This window comes from Klebsiella sp. 4_1_44FAA (assembly GCF_000238715.1).
In the GTDB taxonomy this organism is placed as follows: domain Bacteria; phylum Pseudomonadota; class Gammaproteobacteria; order Enterobacterales; family Enterobacteriaceae; genus Klebsiella; species Klebsiella pneumoniae.
In genome coordinates, this window is the sequence record NZ_JH414813.1 from 26064 (window position 1) to 44166 (window position 18103).

Here is an 18103-nt window from a genome sequence, read left to right on the forward strand (position 1 = left end):
GGTTGCAGCGGCCGTAGCGGCCTGAACTTGCCCGCGCCGATCTTGGCGCTGCTGCGCCAGAGGTAATCGCCGGTCAGGTTGATGTGCTCCCAGCCGAGCGGCGACAGGTACTGCAACAGGCCGTCATCGACGGCTTGACCGTGGCCACGCAAGGCGTTCGCGGCCCGCTCCAGATAGACCGTGTTCCATAGCACGATGGCCGCCGTCACCAGGTTGAGGCCGCTGGCCCGGTAGCGCTGCTGCTCGAAGCTGCGGTCGCGGATTTCCCCCAGGCGGTTGAAGAACACGGCGCGGGCCAGCGCGTTGCGCGCCTCGCCTTTGTTCAGCCCGGCATGCACGCGGCGGCGCAGCTCGACGCTTTGCAGCCAGTCCAGGATGAACAGTGTGCGCTCGATGCGTCCCAGCTCACGCAGGGCGACGGCCAGGCCGTTCTGGCGCGGGTAGCTGCCAAGCTTCCTGAGCATCAGCGAGGCCGTCGCCGTGCCCTGCTTGATCGAGGTGGCCATCCGCAGGATTTCATCCCAATGGGCGCGGACGTGCTTGATGTTGAGCGTGCCGCCGATCATCGGTTTCAACGCCTCGTAGGTGGCATCGCCCTTCGGGATGTAGAGCTTGGTGTCGCCCAGGTCACGAATGCGCGGGGCGAAGCGGAAGCCCAGCAGGTGCATCAACGCGAAGACGTGGTCCGTGAACCCTGCCGTGTCGGTGTAGTGCTCCTCGATCCGCAGGTCGGATTCGTGATACAGCAGGCCGTCGAGCACGTAGGTCGAGTCGCGCACGCCGACGTTCACGACCTTGGTGTGGAACGGCGCGTACTGGTCGGAGATATGGGTGTAGAACGTCCGCCCTGGGCTGCTGCCGTATTTCGGATTGATGTGGCCGGTGCTCTCGGCCTTGCTGCCGGTGCGGAAGTTCTGGCCGTCCGACGATGACGTGGTGCCGTCGCCCCAATGCTCGGCGAAGGGATGTCGGAACTGCGCGTTGACCAGCTCGGCCAGTGCCGCCCCGTAGGTTTCGTCGCGGATGTGCCAGGCTTGCAGCCAGGCCAGCTTGGCGTAGGTCGTGCCGGGGCACGATTCCGCCATCTTGGTCAGGCCCAGGTTGATCGCGTCGGCGAGGATCGTGGTCAGCAACAGGTTTTTGTCCTTGGCCAGGTCGCCTGACTTCAGGTGGGCGAAGTGCCGGGTGAAGCCCGTCCATTCGTCTACCTCCAGCAGCAATTCGGTGATCTTGACGTGCGGTAGGATCATCGCCGTCTGGTCGATCAGGGCCTGTGCGGTATCGGGCACCGCCGCATCGAGCGGCGTGATCTTCAGGCCCGACTCCGTGATGATGGCGTCCGGCAGCTCGTTGGCCAGCGCCATGCGGTTGACGGTGGCGAGCTGCGTTTCCAGCAGCGTCAGCCGGTCATGCAGGTACTGGTCGCAATCGGTGGCCACGGCCAGCGGCAATTCGCTGGCCTGCTTGAGGCTGGCGAATTTCGCGGGCGGCACCAGGTAGTCCTCGAAGTCCTTGAACTGGCGCGAGCCTTGCACCCAGATGTCGCCGGAGCGCAGCGCGTTCTTCAGCTCCGACAGCGCGCACAGTTCGTAGTAGCGCCGGTCGATGCCGGTGTCGGTCATCACCAGCTTCTGCCAGCGCGGCTTGATGAACTCGGTCGGCGCGTCGGTGGGCACCTTGCGGGCGTTGTCGCTGTTCATGCTGCGCAGCACCTCGATGGCGTCGAGTACGTCCTTGGCGGCGGGCGCGGCCCGCAACTTGAGCACGTCGAGAAATTCCGGCGCGTAGCGGCGCAGCGTGGCGTAGCTCTCGCCGATGCGGTGCAGGAAATCGAAGTCCTCGGGTTGCGCGAGCCGCTGCGCTTCGGTGACGCTCTCGGCGAAAGCATCCCAGGACATGACGGCCTCGATGGCGGCGAACGGATCGCGGCCCGCTTGCTTGGCCTCGATCAGCGCCTGGCCGATGCGCCCGAACAGCCGCACCTTGGCATTGATCGCCTTGCCGGATGCCTGGAACTGCTGCTGATGCTTGTTCTTGGCGGCATTGAACAGCTTGCCCAGGATGCGGTCATGCAGGTCGATGATTTCGTCGGTGACGGTGGCCATGCCCTCGATGGCGAGCGCCACCAGGGTCGCGTAACGCCGCTGCGGCTCGAACTTCGCCAGGTCGGCGGGCGTCATCTGGCCGCCCTCGCGGGCGATCTTGAGCAGCCGGTTCTGGTGAACCAGCCGCTCGATGCCGGAGGGCAGGTCGAGCGCCTGCCACGCCTTGAGGCGTTCGATGTGTTCCAGCATGTGCCGCGAGTTCGGTTTGACCGGGGATTGCCGCAGCCAGGCCAGCCACGTCGTCTTGCCGTTGTCGCGGCGCTTGAGCAGATCGTCGAGGCGACGGCGATGCACGTCCGTCAGCGGCTCAGCCAAGGCGTCGTAGAGACGCCGGTTGGCGCGGGTAATCGCTTCGGCGCTCGCCCGCTCGACGGCGTTGAGGGCGGGCACAATGACCGACTGCCGCCGCAGGTGCTCGATCAAGGCTCTGGCCAGCACGATGCCCTTGTCGGTTTGCATGGCCAGCTCGGTCAGCAACTGGACAGCCTGCCGGTAGTGGCCAATCGTGAACGGCTGGAAGCCGAACACCGTTTGCAGCTCGACCAGGTGCTCGCGTCGGGTCTGCTCACGCTGCCCGTACTCGTCCCAGCTTTCGATGCCGACCTTGAGCTGGTTGGCGACCAGTCTCAGCAATGGCGGGAACGGTGGCTCATCAGCGCCAAGGATGACGCCGGGAAAGCGCAGGTAGCAGAGCTGCACCGCGAAGCCCAGCCGATTGGCCGGGCCGCGCCGCTGCCGGATGATGGAGAGGTCGCTTTCGCTGAACGTGTAGTGACGGATCAACTCATCCTTGGTGTCCGGCAACGCCAGCAGGCTTTCGCGCTCGGCGGCGGAGAGGATCGAACGGCGGGGCATGCGGTTTCCTTCTTCTTGAAAACGTAGGTTTGTGACAAGCCCGCCAAGGCAACCGGCGCGGCACGGGAATCAAGGCATTGCGATTCTCGAAAATAGTTCTTGAAATTCTATTCTTGATTGCATATCATCTCAACGAGTTTCGATAAGAAAGGATGCGCATGCGACCGTCTGTTGTGCTTGACATGAAGCGAAGCGCAGTGCGTGAAGCGGTAGGCCGCTTTCGCGCCGCGAACCCGCGCGTCTTCGGCTCGGTGCTGCATGGCACCGACCGGGATGGCAGCGACCTCGACCTGTTGGTCGATGCGCTGCCCGGTGCCACGTTGTTGGACTTGGGCGATTTGGAAGAAGAACTGAAATCGCTGCTCGGCGTTGACGTCGATCTGCTGACTCCCGGCGACCTGCCGCCGAAGTTCCGGGCCAAGGTGCTCGCGGAGGCGCAACCGATATGAGCGAGAACCGCCTGCCCGATTACCTCGACCACATTCAGCAGGCCGCAACCGATGCGCGCAGCTTCGTGGAAGGGATGGCCAAGGACGACTTCTTGGCCGACAAGCGCACCCAGCAGGCCGTCATCATGAGCCTGATCGTCATCGGCGAGGCGGCCACAAAGGTGATGGATGGCTACGTCGAGTTCACCCAGGCGCATGCCGACGTGCCGTGGCGCAGCATGCGCAATATGCGTAATCGCATGGCTCACGGCTATTTCGACATCAACCTCGATGTGGTGTGGGAGACGGTACAGGAATGGCTGCCGGCGTTGCTCCAGCAATTGCCCGCCGTGCGTCAGGATGCCGACGATGAAGACCGTAACGACAACTGTGAAAGAGGGATCTCCGATGACTGTTGAATCGAGAATATTTTCTGTAGCCGAGTATGTTCAGCCGTCCGAAGGCGAGCCTATTCGTTCCGTTGTGCTTGAAACCCGAGACTCAATTATCGTGGTTTGGCATGTCCATCCCGGGCAGGAAATTGCGGCTCACATTCATCCTCACGGCCAAGACACGTGGACTGTTTTGTCGGGAATGGCTGATTACTTTCAGGGCAATGGGATTGTTCGTGCCCTCAGGGAAGGTGAGATAGCCGTGGCAAGACCGGGCCAAGTGCACGGGGCGCGAAATACAGGTACCGAGCCATTTGTGTTAGTCTCGGTTGTGGCATCAGCCAATGCCGGTTTCGTATTGGCTGAGCGATAGAGCCCAATCTCTGGAGTTGGTCCAATGAGCGGTCGGGGAGATAGGTAACAGACATGCAGCGGACACGGCTGCTAAACCAGGTCGCAAACCTCCTTGCGTCGCAGCGTGCCGCAAGCGACGCGATCAATCGAATGGGGTCGGCATGAGACTGAACACCATCCAGTTCCCGACCGCGTAGCCGCCTGTCCTGCCGATCAGGTCTTGACCATCGACGCCTGGGATCAGTCCTGAATGTTCTTGGAGACCACTACGTTATGAGCCGCAGCCGCCGCAAAACACCCATCGTCGGGCACACGACCTGCGGCAGCGAGCGCGAGGACAAGAAGCTCTGGCATCAGCGCTGGCGCACCCGTGAGCGCACGGCGCTGACCAGCGCGTCGCCCGAAGCCCTGAGCGCCCATCTGCCCCTGCTGGAAAACCAGGCCAGCAGCGTCTGGTCGATGGGCAAGGATGGCCGCTCCTACTGGCCCGTCAAGCGCCAGGCCGCCACGGCGGATCGCATCGCCAATCACAAGGGACGCAACCCGCAAGAACGCGCCTCCCTGAAAAAGCGCCTGCTGCGCAAGTGGATGAGCAAATGAAGCTCTCCTTCCATCAGCACATTGCGCTGTTCTGGATGATCGGTGCTCCGGGCGTCTTCGCGCCCGTGATCGAGAACGCCAAGCGGCCCGATGCCGGCGCCGTCATGGCGTGGGGTGTCGCGATCGTGGCGGTGATGATCCTCTTCACCCCTTTGCTGCTGCGCTGTCCACCATTCCGGCGCTGGTATGGCCGGACGGATGCGCTGTCGGAGCGGCAGCGCCAGGCGCTTGCCGAGCGCGGCCTGCGCCGCTACTACCAGACCGCTTTCGATGACGGCTACGTGCCCCGCGTGATGCCCTACGTGTGGCGCATCATCTGGACGGTCGGCGGGTTGATGGCTGTGACCGCCGTACTGCCTACCAACACCGGACGGCCAGCCTTCGATGCCTTGGTGGTCTTCTCGACCTGGTATCCGATAGGCGTGATGCTGCTGGTTTTCGCGTCGAGGCCCCTTGGCCGGTTGATTCGCCAAAGAGCACAGGAGCGGCGGAAATGAGCACGTCAACCATCGAGGCGCTGGCCAGCGCCTGGGCAAGGATTGCCGAGGAAGCGGAATTCCCCGCTGACTACGAGGGGACTGCCACACCACAAGCGCATCGGGCTAGCGAAGCTATTCAGGAGCAGATTCGGGAGCGCATCGTCGCCACCAACGACATGCGGCTGTTCAGCCTGCTGCACCTGCTGGGTCAGGCGTCGCTGCGCATGGAGCAAGCGCTGTGGCCGGAGGATTACGAGCGGATGACGCGCGAGGTTGAGGAAGCCCTGCGGCAAGCCACCGACGCCAACGCCAGATCGTACACCCACGAAGAAGTGATGCAGGCGATGCAGGAACGCATCGACCGGGCGCGAGACAAGCCATGTTGATTGGCTATGCGCGCGTCTCGACGCAGGATCAGAACCTGGAGCTGCAACGCGAAGCCTTGAGCAAGGCCGGATGTAAAAAGGTCTTCGAGGACAAGGTGAGTGGCACGCGGGCAGACCGGCCTGGCTTGGCCAAGACGCTCGAAATGCTGCGCGAAGGCGATACTTTGGTCGTCTGGAAGCTCGACCGGCTGGGCCGGTCGGTCAAGCAACTGGTCGATCTGGTCGGCGATCTGCACAAGCACGGTGTCCAGTTCAGGAGCCTCACCGACTCCATCGACACCGGCACACCATCCGGGCGGTTCTTCTTCCACGTCATGGCGAGCCTTGCCGAAATGGAGCGCGAGCTGACCGTCGAGCGCACCCGCGCCGGGCTGGAAGTCGCCAAGCAGCTCGGCCGCAAAGGCGGCCGCAAGCCGAAGATGACCGACAGCAAGATCGAGTCGGCCAAGAAGCTGCTGGCCAGCGGGGTGCCGCCCAAGGACGTGGCCAAGAACCTCGGCGTGTCCATTCCGACGCTGTACCGCTGGGTGCCAGCCTCCACGCACGCTTAGCGTGCTTTATTTAATGAGATGGTCACTCCCTCCTTCCCAGTACTATGCTGAGGACAGGCTTTCATTCGGAGAACCATCATGGAAAACATTGCGCTTATTGGTATCGATCTGGGTAAGAACTCTTTCCATATTCATTGTCAGGATCATCGTGGGAAGGCCGTTTACCGTAAAAAATTCACCCGACCAAAGCTAATCGAATTTCTGGCGACATGCCCGGCAACAACCATCGCGATGGAAGCCTGTGGCGGTTCTCACTTTATGGCACGCAAGCTGGCAGAGTTAGGGCATTTTCCAAAGCTGATATCACCGCAATTTGTCCGCCCATTCGTTAAAAGCAACAAAAATGACTTCGTTGATGCTGAAGCTATCTGTGAAGCAGCATCACGTCCATCTATGCGTTTCGTGCAGCCCAGAACCGAATCTCAGCAGGCAATGCGAGCTCTGCATCGTGTCCGTGAATCCCTGGTTCAGGATAAGGTGAAAACAACTAATCAGATGCATGCTTTTCTGCTGGAATTTGGTATCAGCGTTCCGCGAGGTGCTGCCGTTATTAGTCGACTGAGTACCCTTCTTGAGGACAGTAGTTTGCCTCTTTATCTCAGCCAGTTACTGCTGAAATTACAACAGCATTATCACTATCTTGTTGAGCAGATTAAAGATCTGGAATCTCAGTTGAAACGAAAGTTGGACGAAGATGAGGTTGGACAGCGCTTGCTGAGTATTCCCTGCGTTGGAACGCTGACTGCCAGTACTATTTCAACTGAGATTGGCGACGGGAAGCAGTACGCCAGCAGCCGTGACTTTGCGGCGGCAACAGGGCTGGTACCCCGACAGTACAGCACGGGAGGTCGGACGACATTGTTAGGGATTAGCAAGCGGGGCAACAAAAAGATCCGAACTTTGTTGGTTCAGTGTGCCAGGGTATTCATACAAAAACTGGAACACCAGTCTGGCAAGTTGGCCGACTGGGTCAGGGAGTTGTTGTGTCGGAAAAGCAACTTTGTCGTCACCTGTGCTCTGGCAAACAAGCTGGCCAGAATAGCCTGGGCACTGACGGCGCGACAGCAAACTTACGAAGCATAAAGGCAGAAATACACCAGTTTAAACAATCATTCATCTGGTTTTGCGAATACTAATATTGATGATACTAACGGCCCACCGGCCTGTTGAGGAACCTGTAAAACGGAAAGGCTCATTGAAGCCGTATATTTTCTGGAGGTTCATCAGGCGCGGAACTCATCGAGGCGCGGGAATAAAATCCCATTCAGACGCCGGATAGATTCAAGCAAGCCAACTTGTCGTCAAAATCGGTGTTGCAAAAACGGGAGTGACCATAGATTCCGTTTTCTGAGACGACCCCTATCTTCTTCGGCAGCGACCACGGCGGTGAGCGAGGAGCCCTGCTGTATGGTCTGATCGGGACGTGCAGGCTCAATGGCATCGATCCGGAAACCTACCTCCGCCATATCCTGAGCGTACTGCCGGAATGGCCCAGCAATAAAGTGGCTGAACTACTGCCATGGAACGTAGAGCTCACCAATAAATAATCGTCAATACGGCGCTCACTTAACGCTTACCAACGCAGAACGGATTTATTGAGAGTTTTAACGGACGCTTTCGTGATGAATGCCTGAATGAGCACTGGTTCAGCGATATTGTTCACGCCAGGAAGATCATTAATGACTGGCGACTGGATTATAACGAGTGTCGACCACATTCATCACTGAATTACCTGACGCCGGCTGAATTTGCAGCGGGCTGGCGAAACGGGAAATATGAAGAAAAACCAACCGACATTACTAACTGAAGGTTGTATCTAACTCTGGGGGCAGGTCAACCTCGGCGGCGTCAGTCCGGAGGCCTTCGAACAGGCCTCGTCGTGAGGACAGAATTTGTCTACGGGCGTGGGGTCAGTCAACAACACCACGGTCAATCAACCAATGACTGAGCAAATCAGGCTCAACATTACGGTTGTTAGGACGCGTGTGCCAATCGCCTAGATAACGATAGCCCAATTCCTCAATAAAAAACCTGACTACGCGCTGTTGAGTTGCGCGTTCACGTTGTCCGACAGTTGTCACTGTTCTTATTACCTTTAACTAATTATGCCAATTCAGACTCAAACGCTGCATCATTTGCTTCAGCCTCTTCGCCATCAATTAATGCCAAGACTCGGTCAAGAAAGCGTTGCGCTTCGTATACATCTGTTGCTTGCCGCAGATAATGAGGTATTCGTTCAACAAACTCGGAACGTGATAAAGGCTGATGTTCCAGCAAAGCCTCAAGCATTGCGGGCCGCAACAAACGACGATCAGCATCAACATTAGGAAGCTCAACCTCAATGACATGTGTGGCAAAATACTTAAGTTGCTCCTTAAGCCCCAAATTGGGCATAAGAGAATCAATTGAGTCAGACGCCACTTCAGCGCTTGACTCAATCGTTTCTACATATTCATAGGAAGGTACAACAACGTCTGGAGCCAATGTTTTAAGCTCATGGAGTTTACGGATAATCGGAGATAGAACCTCATCAGGATTACTGAACCAATCAGTGGACCAAATGCGGCTAATTCTCCAACCCAAACGCTCCAGAACCTCTTGACGCAAACGGTCACGATCACGAGCAGAATTAGCTGAGTGATAAGCCGCACCATCACACTCTATGCCCATTAAGTAACGGCCAGGACAACCTGGATCTTTCACAGCTAGATCAATAAAGAATCCTGCAACCCCTACCTGAGGTTCACACTCAAACCCAGCGTGATTGAGTGCTTCCATTACAGCAACCTCAAAGTCACTATCTGGAGCCCTGCCGGTATGCGTTGTGAGGGAATCTAGTTTGCCACTTTCGGCAAACTGTAAAAAACCTTTCAACGAAATAACACCAAGTTTACTGGTTTCACTCGTCAATACATCTTCAGAACGCATTGAACTAAACACATGCATCCGTTTTTTTGATCGAGTGAAAAGCACATTCAAGCGACGCCAGCCAACATCGGAATTGATAGGTCCAAAGCGTTGATAAACCTTTCCACCATGCTCAGAAGGTCCATAGGTAAAGGAAATAAAGATTACATCACGCTCATCCCCTTGAACGTTCTCAAGGTTTTTCACAAAAAGTGACTCTTCCATGGCATATAAGCCATCGATTGCATCGTTAAATTCAGGGCGATTTCGGCGCAATTCATCGATAGCGCGCTCAATTTGATCGCGTTGCTTGGAACTCATGGCCACTACCCCGAGTGACTCACCCGGCCGGTGTTGCGCATGATGAAGTACGGCCTCAGCAACTGCTTGGGCTTCTTCAATATTGTGTTGATTGGAGAACCGACCTTTTGACACATAGGTAAATTTAATCCCATACTCTGGAGACTCAGCATTTGGGGAAGGGAATATCACCAAATCACTGTTATAAAAATGGCGGTTAGAGTATGCAATCAACTTTTCATGTCGTGAACGATAGTGCCAACGCAAACGTCTCATAGGAAACAGTGGCAAAGCAGCATCCAAAATGCTGTCAGTATCACTTAAAGCCGCGGCATCATCGTCATCTTCTCCGTCGGCACTTCGATCAAAGAAACTGGTTGGTGGTAGCTGTTTCGGGTCACCAACGACCACTAGTTGCTTGCCCCTCGCGATGACACCCAATGCATCCTCTGGCTTCACCTGAGACGCTTCGTCCATCACCACCAGATCAAATTCCATTCGTCCAGGTTCTAGGTAATGAGCTGCTGACATTGGCCCCATCATGAAACAAGGTTTAATTGCAACCAGCGCATTACATGCACGGTTAACCAATTGCCTAATTGGAATATGTCTGGTTCTTTTACCCAGCTCATTTTTGATCAAAGCTAGTTCTGTATATTCACTTTTCTTACCACCAGAATTCCCTTCTGGTATATTTCGGCAAGCAATTTTTGCTGCAATCCGCTGACGTTGTAATTCAATCAGTTTTTTGTCGTAATCTTTAAATGACTTCTGCAAAGCATTGCGCTGTGAGCCGGAAACTCTCATCAATTCAGGGTGGATGTGAATAACCTCCCGCGCCAGCTGGTCATGAATTGCTAATGCTAAACCCAATTCAACTTTTTCAATCGGGAGCGAGCCCGCAAGTACAGCACTCCAGATTCGCTGCAATCCATTTTCATGCATCTGCTCGTAACAACGAATAAAGTTAACCCACCCGTTCAACCAACGGGGTTGCTGTATTGCTCTTTCGTTGCGCTCGATTAATGTATTAAGAGAACCATCAGTCGACTTGAGCCACTGACTCCGCTCTAACTTTGTTTCTAGCGCATATAACTCAGCATTTTTAATCTGTTCATTCCATTTCGAAACTATTTCCCCACCATCACGACATAGTAAATCGTAATCACTACCACTAGCCAAATGTCTGATCTGGGTAGCCAAGGATACGCAATTTATCTTATCAACCAGTTGCTCGGCAAAATTCAGCGTGTCGTTAATAGTGTCTAACGTCAGTTGATTATTTTTATACGCACCGCAAGCCAATGGGGTTAATTGTAAAAACGCCCCTAACTGTAACGAGTCATTTTCAAGGGATATCTGAAGATCGTTTATGTTTTGCAAAATCTCGGAGGAATGAGTCATCTGCTCTAATGATATATCTGGATTGATAAACCATCCCTGCAAGGCAATGAGAGTATTCCGCACCTGTCGGTAAGATTGCATCAATACACCTTGCTCACCTAACCAAGATGCATGTTCTTCCAACAAGCTAGAAATACGCGGTAATAACTTAGCCTCGTGCTCGACCCGTTTAACCAAAGTCATTAATCTTGAGCTAATCTGCGATTTCTCGATTAAATGCACACCTTTGATAATCTCACCATCTAGGTTAAATAATCCAGAGCCTATCGCAACTCGCTTTCCAAAACCTATCCCGTAACAAGCTCGGACCTTCTTGTACCAATCACGCAATAACATGAGTTGTTCACAGTCGGTGTCCAACCCTCGGAATGCATTACCAAGTTGATTACCAAAGTCACTTTGTTCAAACCGTTGTAACAGCTCCGAATACTTGAGCAAATCAGCTGAGCAGCGTTTTAACTCAGCAAACTTAGTGTCAGGCTTACGAGATTGCGCCATGAGCAGTGCCTTGGCACTACGCCAATCACTCTTAAACCATGCAAATAATCCCCCTTGCTGGATAACAGCAACGGCATGCGCGAGCATCTCTTGGGAAGGCAACTGGTCCAATTGATACAAAGTAGATAGACCATCTCTTAAAGGACGCAATGTTTCGATTTGACACATTAAGTCGCGCAATACTGCATCGATATCATCATCATCAAAAAGAGGATCTCGAACTCTAATAAGCTCAGTCGGTAAAGCACCCAGAATCGACAACAACTCAGAGCAGAATAGCAATCCAGCTTGCGAATCATCGATATACGAAGCAATACCATCTGGCAAAGCATTTTTGAAATCGTTTAATTGCGCATAAATAGATGATAACTCATCATGAATTGATTGGATGGATTCAAGCCACCTGACCAAATCACGTAAAGTGAAATCCTCTGCTGCACCATATTTTTCCAGCTCTTCACGAGGAAAGTCACACGATTGTCCTTGTTCTAAAAGTCGTAGCTTTTGAGGCTCGATAACCTGGCTCAAGGCCACATAATGACCTTGTAGCAACTCGAACCTATCTAAATAGTGACGCACCCGTGCAATAGCATCGGGTGAATCTAGCTCACTAAGTGCTGGGAAATGCTCTGAACCACACAACACTGGAAGATTCGACTGATCTTCTACCAATTGCTCAATATATTGAAGCGTATTAAGGCTTTCGCCTTCTAACGCCCACTTATCTACATATTCTTGATAGCTATGTTGAAAGTCGACAATTGATGTCTGCCAAGTTTGTAGCAAATCGACTATACGAGCGCTGTCAAACAATTGAATTTGTGTGTTATTCACACCGCTCCAAGGGTGCTCATATATTTCTGCATTAGCCCCCACCTGCTCACGAACCTCTTTGTAGATGCGGCTAAACTCTACTATTTGGTCACGCAGCCGTAATTGGGTCACTTTATCCAACTGCTTCCCGGAAAGGTTTTCGATATGAAGTGCTGTTGCATCAATATCTAATTTGTGACGATAACGGGTTGCACCACTCAAAATCTGATGGATCGTTTTGCCTGTTTGCGCCCATTGGTTATTGATCAATGCGGCATATTCATTGAGCTGCTGCTTAAGATCTTCATAACGCAAAATCTGAGCATCAATCTCTTCCATAGTAGGCATGGTCGCCTGACTCACCAAGCGAGCCTTAATATCATCCAGCACCTTGCGCTTATGAGTTTTATGACTGTGCAACTCTAAGCAAAATTGACCTAGCCCCGCACGATCCAAGCGACGTTTGACGACCTCCAGTGCAGCCATCTTCTCTGCCACAAACAGGACTTTCTTACCGTTGAGCAGAGCTGCTGCAATCAAGTTGGTGATCGTTTGTGATTTGCCACTACCAGGAGGGCCCTCAATGACTAAGTTTTGACCACGGATAGCATCGATCAACGCACTGTGCTGGGAGCTATCCGCATCATCGATTAGTGGAACCTTGTCATGAATATCAGGGTAACTATCGATGCAGTACTCATGCTGACCGAAGCCACCAGGTAAGCCGGAATTCTCTTGACCACAGCTCTGACTGGTGAAAAAGCGACGAATTACTTCATGAGACAATATATTGCGCTTGTCACAAGGCCAGCGGGCAGGATCGAGGTCAAGATACATCATCATCTTGCCAAAATTGAGCAAGCTAAGTGCACCATAACGTTTCACAGACCATTTAGGTTTGTGCTGCTCTACAACCTTCTTCACCGAAGCAAAATAAGACTCTGGAGTTTCCTCTTCATTGAACAAAGGAAGAGCGAGGCCAAAGTCAGCCTGAAGTTTTTCCTTCAAAGAGAGATTGGGCAAAATATCTTCACCCGTGTAATAAAGTTGAAACTTGTAAAGACCATCCTTCGGATCTAATTTTCCTCGTTCACATCTCACCGGAATTGTAAATAACGGTGCATAACGTGCCTTTTCAGAGGAATCGCTTTCATACCACTCAAGGAACCCTAACGCCAAATACAAGATGTTGGCGCCACTCTCCTCCAAAGCAGTTTGAGCCTTACCATAGATGGCGCGCAAACAAGCTTCCAGTTCATTTGGATAAAGCAGAGCCTGTATCCGATTATCGTCATGAGAGGGATTGGAAGAAGATATACTAATCTCATTCCCAGCCTTTGCCTGTCGTTCAAAATCCTCAAGCCCTTCATAGCCTGCTAAGCAGCACGCCTCCTTCAACGCTGACAAAGCTATACCTTGATTAACGTATTCAGAACGAATCCCTGTTAATTTTCCATTCTGGCCTTGGGCATATTGCAAGATAAACTGATGGGCTTTTTCCAGCAACTCTCTATCTGAATCAGAAACAACCGTTTTATGGCTATCTGGTAAATCAAAATCTGTACGGATTCCTAAGACGTGCGCCCAATCCTTAGCGCTAGGATGAGCTCTTAACTGTATATCTTTACCATCTGGCCCAACTTTGAGATAGCCATGCTCTAACAGCTGCGCTCTAGTTGGATCGGGCACAGGAGCAAATTCCATCGGGATTTCCGAGCAAAGGGTTTCATAAAGCTGTTCTGGTAATTCATCAACAATACGTAGTGAAGACCCTTTTTGAGTGATAGGGAAATTCAAAAGTCGATTTCGAGACGTAAGGTCCAATAACTTCTTACGCATAGCCTCGAGGGAAGTCAGAATAAAATCTGAGCCTCCTTGATTGAGTTCCTCTGCTGTAGAGGTATCTACAGTCGACATAATGTTCTCCATTTCTTAGGGTCCACAAGTAAAACGTTTTATGCTGATGCATCACAAAAAGACCGCAGTAAACTGCTGCAAAGAAGAGGAGATTTTTAGTCTCCCCTTCTTTATCAATCAGATCATACAATCAACTTAACGCCCATTAGTTGATAGCAGCCAAATTTCATAAACAGATTCAATCCGTTATTGCTGAATTTGATTGGATAGTAAGACCTGCAACATATCTTGTTGATGCACAGCTATCTCATCTTCCAGCCAACGACCTTTATCTTTCATCAGCCGAATCATAGCAAGCAATTTAAGACTATCAGTCTGGTTATTGGCAAGGCTTGCTTCAAAGTGCTCCTGCTTCTGTTGCGGCTGGAAGTTACTCAAGCGCGAGTTCTTGCTGTGGCTGATAAGGCAAAGGTTGCCAAACGAATGGAGTGCACTCTGCTCAACCGGTTTATAGCCATCCATCGGATGCTGGGGTGAGAAGTGCTCCACCGAGCTGCGGAAAGTGAACTCAAAGGAGCCAGCAACTTTGTCGCTATTCCGATCTCGTACCCACAGCAGATAGTCGAGGAAGTTGAAGACAAAGTTGTTCTCGATATGACCGAAGCGAAGTTTGGATGTAATCACCTTGTGCCAACTCTCATCCACATTGATGGCGGGCAACAGGGCGTTATCAAGGTAGAGCATCTGGTAATAGGAAGCCCCTTCACCAGGCGCCAAAAAGCGCTGGAAGACAAAGCGGCGAGCCTGACTCTCCAGATAGGACAGATAAGCCCCGGCATCCACCGGTTGATCAGGGTGACAATTGTCGAACAGATATCTCAGTGCACCATTCAGCCAATGTTTGTAAACCAGGGTCGGGGTCGACACATGAAACGCCGACAGCAACATCAGGACCCGCCGGTTAACACCAGAGAAACCATTCTCATTTTCATCCTTGTCAAAGGTATTGATGTAACTGACGCTCTTTTCCGAATACCAGTGCAGCCGCTTCAGACTCCAACTATCCTTGCCATCGGCAAACTCGCGCTTGATGATGAACTGATCAAACAGATACTTGCTCTTTAACAGGCCATAGATAAAACGCTGAACTGCCGCTACTGGATCCGGTTGCCTTATCACTCGCAGCTCAAACTGATCGACCAGTTGTTTATCATCAAGCGGCACCCCCTCCGTATCACCCGGGTCGCGGCTCAGGAGTCGCAGCACATGGAGCAAGAAGTTGGAGAAGTTGATGACGCTGTTAAAGCGCTCGGAGCCTGCGCTCTCCTCCTCCACCGTCTGCTCACCATCAAGCTTGTCATCCTGCAAAATGGCCAACAAGGTGCGCCCTTGGCTACCGGCAGCTGCACGGCTTTTATCGGCAGCGTCGGCCGTGTTTGGGGATCCTAGCAGATCAAGCAGATGGGCAAAATCACGGGGCACAAACTGACCCCAGTCGCTCTCACCAAACAGACGGTGGCGCTCTTGCGGGGTAAAGCCGTACTGGATATAGCGCTCCATATTGGCGCAGGCATCCCATACCCGGGTCAGGATATGAATACTTTGGCGACGATGCTCTTCCTCGGGTATCTGGTTCAGCGTCTCCATCAGCCGCGCCTTGATCACTTCATGCTTTTCCAACTGCTCGCCGCGATTGTTCATCGCCTCGAAGAAGTGATTGAGATCGGTATCCTTGGGTACTTCGATACGAGAGATCTGCACATGCTTGAAGAGGTAGTCGCAAAAGGTCGTCAGTTTAGCCCCTACCAAACCAAGATCCGCCATTGCCTTGCCAATCAGCTCAAAACCGTTCACCAAACCTTCATTGAAGGTACTCCCCCGCAAATCGTAGGGGGCAACACCCTGCCATAAGCGCTCGAAGGTATGGCTCGATATCGGGCGACTCTCAAAAGCGAGGTTGATGGTCTGATACCAGCTCATATCCACCGAATCTATCGCGTGATGTTTGAGCCAATTGGCCAGCAGAGAGAGGGTAGTAAAGCGCTGCTGGCCATCGATTACCTCGAAACTGCCATCGTCCCGGGCAAACACCACCAGGGTGCCGATATAGTAGGTTTGCGGCCCCTTACCACTGACCAATTTTTGCTGATAATCCAGCACATCCTGCAGCAGCTGGGTGATCTCTCCCTCACCCCAGGCATAGTTGCGCTGGTACATGGGCACCAGATAGCGGGCGCGATCTTCAAGCAGTGCACGAATGGAAAAGGGGCGAACGCCTGCATCATTCATAATATTTCATCTCCCGAAACAGCCCGACCAGCTCATCTTCGGCACCATTGCGATTGTTCTTGTTCTCTCGACTGCTCATGCTAGGCAAAGGGAAGCCGTGCAGATCTCCCGGCAGACGAGCATCACGAATGGCACGGATCAGATTGTGCTCCAGCACATAGTTATCCATGGTTGCCAACTGCACTACCTGCTGGCGGATGCGGCAGCGATAGGCCCAGATAAAGCACTTCTCGATGGCCAGTGACAGCCCTTGGCTGCCGAACTTGTCGATATAGAAGATCAGGGCGCAGTCGAACATGGCCCGCACATAACGATCCCCGGTGCGGTGGCGACGCTCGTAGCTGCCCAGTGTCGATAGCACCTTGCTGGCCATCGGTGTCAGCGTTTCGCCGAGCAGGGTGGCAGATTGCGCCTTGCCGGAATCAGACTCCTCGGCCACGATGGCGGCCACCCGCGTCTGGTAGTACTCGGCCATCTCGAAAAAGCGCCGACCATTGATGATCATCTGGTCGAGATGAAAGGGAAACGTCATGTACTGGCCGTCAATCTTGCGCTGGTACTGGCTGTTGTACTCATCGACAAAGTGGTGGGCGATGCGCAGCGACTCCACGTAAGGATAATGCCCTACCCGATCTAGGTTGACCCCCTTGAAGAGATCCACCTCCCCCTTGCCAAAGTAGCGGGCCGACTTGCCCTCGGCCCACTGGCGTACCCGATAGAGATAGAGGGCGAACAGATTGGCCAGCTCGTCGCTTGGCAGGCGCTCCCAATGGGCGACCGCCTCGGCCTTGAGATTGGCCTCATGACCGGCAAACTCGCGCAGGTGAAATGCCTTGAGCAGATCGTGAGGAGCCAGATCGCGCCCCCGGGCATTTTGCGAATCGAAGAACTGGAACGCCTCCGAGATATCCTGCAGTACAAAGCAGACCACCTGACAGCGGTTGAGCAGAAAGTCAATTTGCTGCTCGTCAAACTCAGGGCGGGCCACCAGCCGACGCAACTCCAGATAGTTGCGTCTGAGGTTGAACTCCGAATCCCGGCTGGGGAAGCGCTGGCGCTGCATAAACGCATCGATAGGTCCACGCAAGACCTGCAATTGCTCACGCAGATCCTGACGTTGAAACCGGATACTCTTCTCTTTGCCACTGCGATTTTCGTTATCCAGCACCTCGATCAGCGCCTTGACGGTCAACATCAGGGTCAGGGTGCGTTGCTGACCATCGACGATATCAAGCATCTCGCCCTGCTCACTATCGGTGTGCTGATGAAACACCACCGAGCCCAGCCGGTAGGCGCTCTTGTCCTGATGGGTTGCCAAATCGGTAAAGAGATCCGAGATATTCTTGGAGCCCCAGCGGTAAGGTCGCTGATAGCTTGGGATGGCCAGTTGGGGAATGGCCAGCAACTGGCGTACCGACTGCACTTGATTATTAATGCTCTCCATCATGCCTCCTGCGGTATGAAGTGGTCAACAAAAACTGGCCACCGCGTTAGAGTTTTTCCAGTATCGGTTTTCTGATTCGTTTGGCGGTAACCCACCATTATATTCGTGCGGTCTTAGTGCGCTGTAATATCCAACGATATAGTCCGTTATTGCGTGAGCTGCATCGCTGAAGCTTACATAGCCCGTCGCCGGCACCCATTCGTTCTTCAGACTCCTGAAGAAGCGCTCCATTGGGCTGTTATCCCAGCAGTTTCCACGCCGACTCATACTCTGCCTGATCCGGTATCGCCACAGTAACTGCCGGAACTGCCTGCTCGTATAATGGCTGCCTTGGACGCCCTTCTAAGAGTCAAGCTGTTATCGGGATACTGTTGATCCGCTGTTTTGATTGCGCAGTAACGTGTAAACGTTCGCGGGAGATATATCGCTTTAGACAGCGTA

The 18103-nt window shown here is 53.3% G+C and carries 12 protein-coding genes and 3 pseudogenes; 10 read left to right on the forward strand and 5 right to left on the reverse strand.

Features of this window, described 5'->3' with window-relative positions:
• A partial coding sequence (locus tag HMPREF1024_RS01085; protein ID WP_009309936.1) for a Tn3-like element ISPa38 family transposase occupies positions 1–2960 on the reverse strand: 2960 nt, incomplete at its 3' end.
• A gap of 158 nt (positions 2961–3118) precedes the next feature.
• Between HMPREF1024_RS01085 and HMPREF1024_RS01080 the strand changes: the two genes are divergently transcribed.
• From HMPREF1024_RS01080 to HMPREF1024_RS29635, 10 genes and pseudogenes are all read left to right on the forward strand, one after another.
• Positions 3119–3409: a nucleotidyltransferase family protein gene (locus tag HMPREF1024_RS01080; protein ID WP_001247892.1), complete on the forward strand. Its 291-nt coding sequence runs from the start codon at positions 3119–3121 to the stop codon at positions 3407–3409.
• Positions 3406–3807, forward strand: coding sequence for a DUF86 domain-containing protein (locus HMPREF1024_RS01075; protein ID WP_001293886.1), 402 nt, complete (start codon positions 3406–3408; stop codon positions 3805–3807). Before HMPREF1024_RS01080 ends, HMPREF1024_RS01075 begins: the two co-directional genes overlap by 4 nt.
• Positions 3797–4153 carry a cupin domain-containing protein gene (locus HMPREF1024_RS01070; RefSeq protein WP_000215515.1) on the forward strand — a complete coding sequence of 119 codons (357 nt, stop codon included), beginning with the start codon at positions 3797–3799 and terminating at the stop codon, positions 4151–4153. Before HMPREF1024_RS01075 ends, HMPREF1024_RS01070 begins: the two co-directional genes overlap by 11 nt.
• A 254-nt stretch (positions 4154–4407) precedes the next feature.
• Positions 4408–4734 (forward strand): hypothetical protein, encoded by a 327-nt coding sequence (locus HMPREF1024_RS01065; protein ID WP_003100858.1) that lies wholly within the window; start codon positions 4408–4410, stop codon positions 4732–4734.
• A complete protein-coding gene (locus tag HMPREF1024_RS01060; protein WP_003100856.1) occupies positions 4731–5231 on the forward strand; it encodes a hypothetical protein in 501 nt (166 codons plus the stop codon). The genes HMPREF1024_RS01065 and HMPREF1024_RS01060 overlap by 4 nt, the downstream gene beginning before the upstream one ends.
• Positions 5228–5599, forward strand: coding sequence for a hypothetical protein (locus HMPREF1024_RS01055; protein WP_003100853.1), 372 nt, complete (start codon positions 5228–5230; stop codon positions 5597–5599). Before HMPREF1024_RS01060 ends, HMPREF1024_RS01055 begins: the two co-directional genes overlap by 4 nt.
• Complete coding sequence (locus HMPREF1024_RS01050; protein WP_003100847.1) at positions 5593–6150, forward strand: recombinase family protein; 558 nt, start codon at positions 5593–5595, stop codon at positions 6148–6150. The genes HMPREF1024_RS01055 and HMPREF1024_RS01050 overlap by 7 nt, the downstream gene beginning before the upstream one ends.
• Positions 6151–6228: 78 nt before the next feature.
• Complete coding sequence (locus HMPREF1024_RS01045) at positions 6229–7233, forward strand: IS110-like element IS5075 family transposase (RefSeq protein WP_000427614.1); 1005 nt, start codon at positions 6229–6231, stop codon at positions 7231–7233.
• A 278-nt stretch (positions 7234–7511) separates the two neighbouring features.
• Positions 7512–7697 (forward strand): annotated as a pseudogene (locus HMPREF1024_RS30240) (transposase domain-containing protein); the annotation flags it as partial.
• Between the two features lie 29 nt (positions 7698–7726).
• Positions 7727–7957 (forward strand): annotated as a pseudogene (locus tag HMPREF1024_RS29635) (transposase); the annotation flags it as partial.
• Between the two features lie 296 nt (positions 7958–8253).
• Here the strand turns inward: HMPREF1024_RS29635 and hhe are convergent.
• The 4 genes and pseudogenes from hhe to HMPREF1024_RS29640 all read right to left on the reverse strand — a co-directional run.
• A complete protein-coding gene (hhe, locus tag HMPREF1024_RS01040; protein ID WP_009309938.1) occupies positions 8254–13989 on the reverse strand; it encodes a DUF4011 domain-containing anti-phage protein Hhe in 5736 nt (1911 codons plus the stop codon).
• Positions 13990–14175: 186 nt separating this feature from the next.
• Complete coding sequence (locus HMPREF1024_RS01035) at positions 14176–16218, reverse strand: DUF262 domain-containing protein (RefSeq protein WP_009309939.1); 2043 nt, start codon at positions 16216–16218, stop codon at positions 14176–14178.
• Entirely contained in the window at positions 16211–17662 is a 1452-nt protein-coding gene (locus HMPREF1024_RS01030; protein WP_000443938.1) for a DUF262 domain-containing protein, read from the reverse strand. The genes HMPREF1024_RS01035 and HMPREF1024_RS01030 overlap by 8 nt, the downstream gene beginning before the upstream one ends.
• Positions 17663–17686: 24 nt before the next feature.
• Positions 17687–17995: pseudogene (locus tag HMPREF1024_RS29640) on the reverse strand (integrase core domain-containing protein); the annotation flags it as partial.
• Between the last annotated feature and the right edge of the window lie 108 nt (positions 17996–18103).

What these genes read in the sequence shown, in the direction of transcription:
- HMPREF1024_RS01080 (WP_001247892.1), top strand. Translation starts at nt 3,119, where the DNA reads ATGCGACCGTCTGTTGTGCTTGACATGAAGCGAAGCGCAGTGCGTGAA.
- HMPREF1024_RS01075 (WP_001293886.1), top strand. Translation starts at nt 3,406, where the DNA reads ATGAGCGAGAACCGCCTGCCCGATTACCTCGACCACATTCAGCAGGCC.
- HMPREF1024_RS01070 (WP_000215515.1), top strand. Translation starts at nt 3,797, where the DNA reads ATGACTGTTGAATCGAGAATATTTTCTGTAGCCGAGTATGTTCAGCCG.
- HMPREF1024_RS01065 (WP_003100858.1), top strand. Translation starts at nt 4,408, where the DNA reads ATGAGCCGCAGCCGCCGCAAAACACCCATCGTCGGGCACACGACCTGC.
- HMPREF1024_RS01060 (WP_003100856.1), top strand. Translation starts at nt 4,731, where the DNA reads ATGAAGCTCTCCTTCCATCAGCACATTGCGCTGTTCTGGATGATCGGT.
- HMPREF1024_RS01055 (WP_003100853.1), top strand. Translation starts at nt 5,228, where the DNA reads ATGAGCACGTCAACCATCGAGGCGCTGGCCAGCGCCTGGGCAAGGATT.
- HMPREF1024_RS01050 (WP_003100847.1), top strand. Translation starts at nt 5,593, where the DNA reads ATGTTGATTGGCTATGCGCGCGTCTCGACGCAGGATCAGAACCTGGAG.
- HMPREF1024_RS01045 (WP_000427614.1), top strand. Translation starts at nt 6,229, where the DNA reads ATGGAAAACATTGCGCTTATTGGTATCGATCTGGGTAAGAACTCTTTC.
- hhe (WP_009309938.1), bottom strand. Translation starts at nt 13,989, where the DNA reads ATGTCGACTGTAGATACCTCTACAGCAGAGGAACTCAATCAAGGAGGC.
- HMPREF1024_RS01035 (WP_009309939.1), bottom strand. Translation starts at nt 16,218, where the DNA reads ATGAATGATGCAGGCGTTCGCCCCTTTTCCATTCGTGCACTGCTTGAA.
- HMPREF1024_RS01030 (WP_000443938.1), bottom strand. Translation starts at nt 17,662, where the DNA reads ATGGAGAGCATTAATAATCAAGTGCAGTCGGTACGCCAGTTGCTGGCC.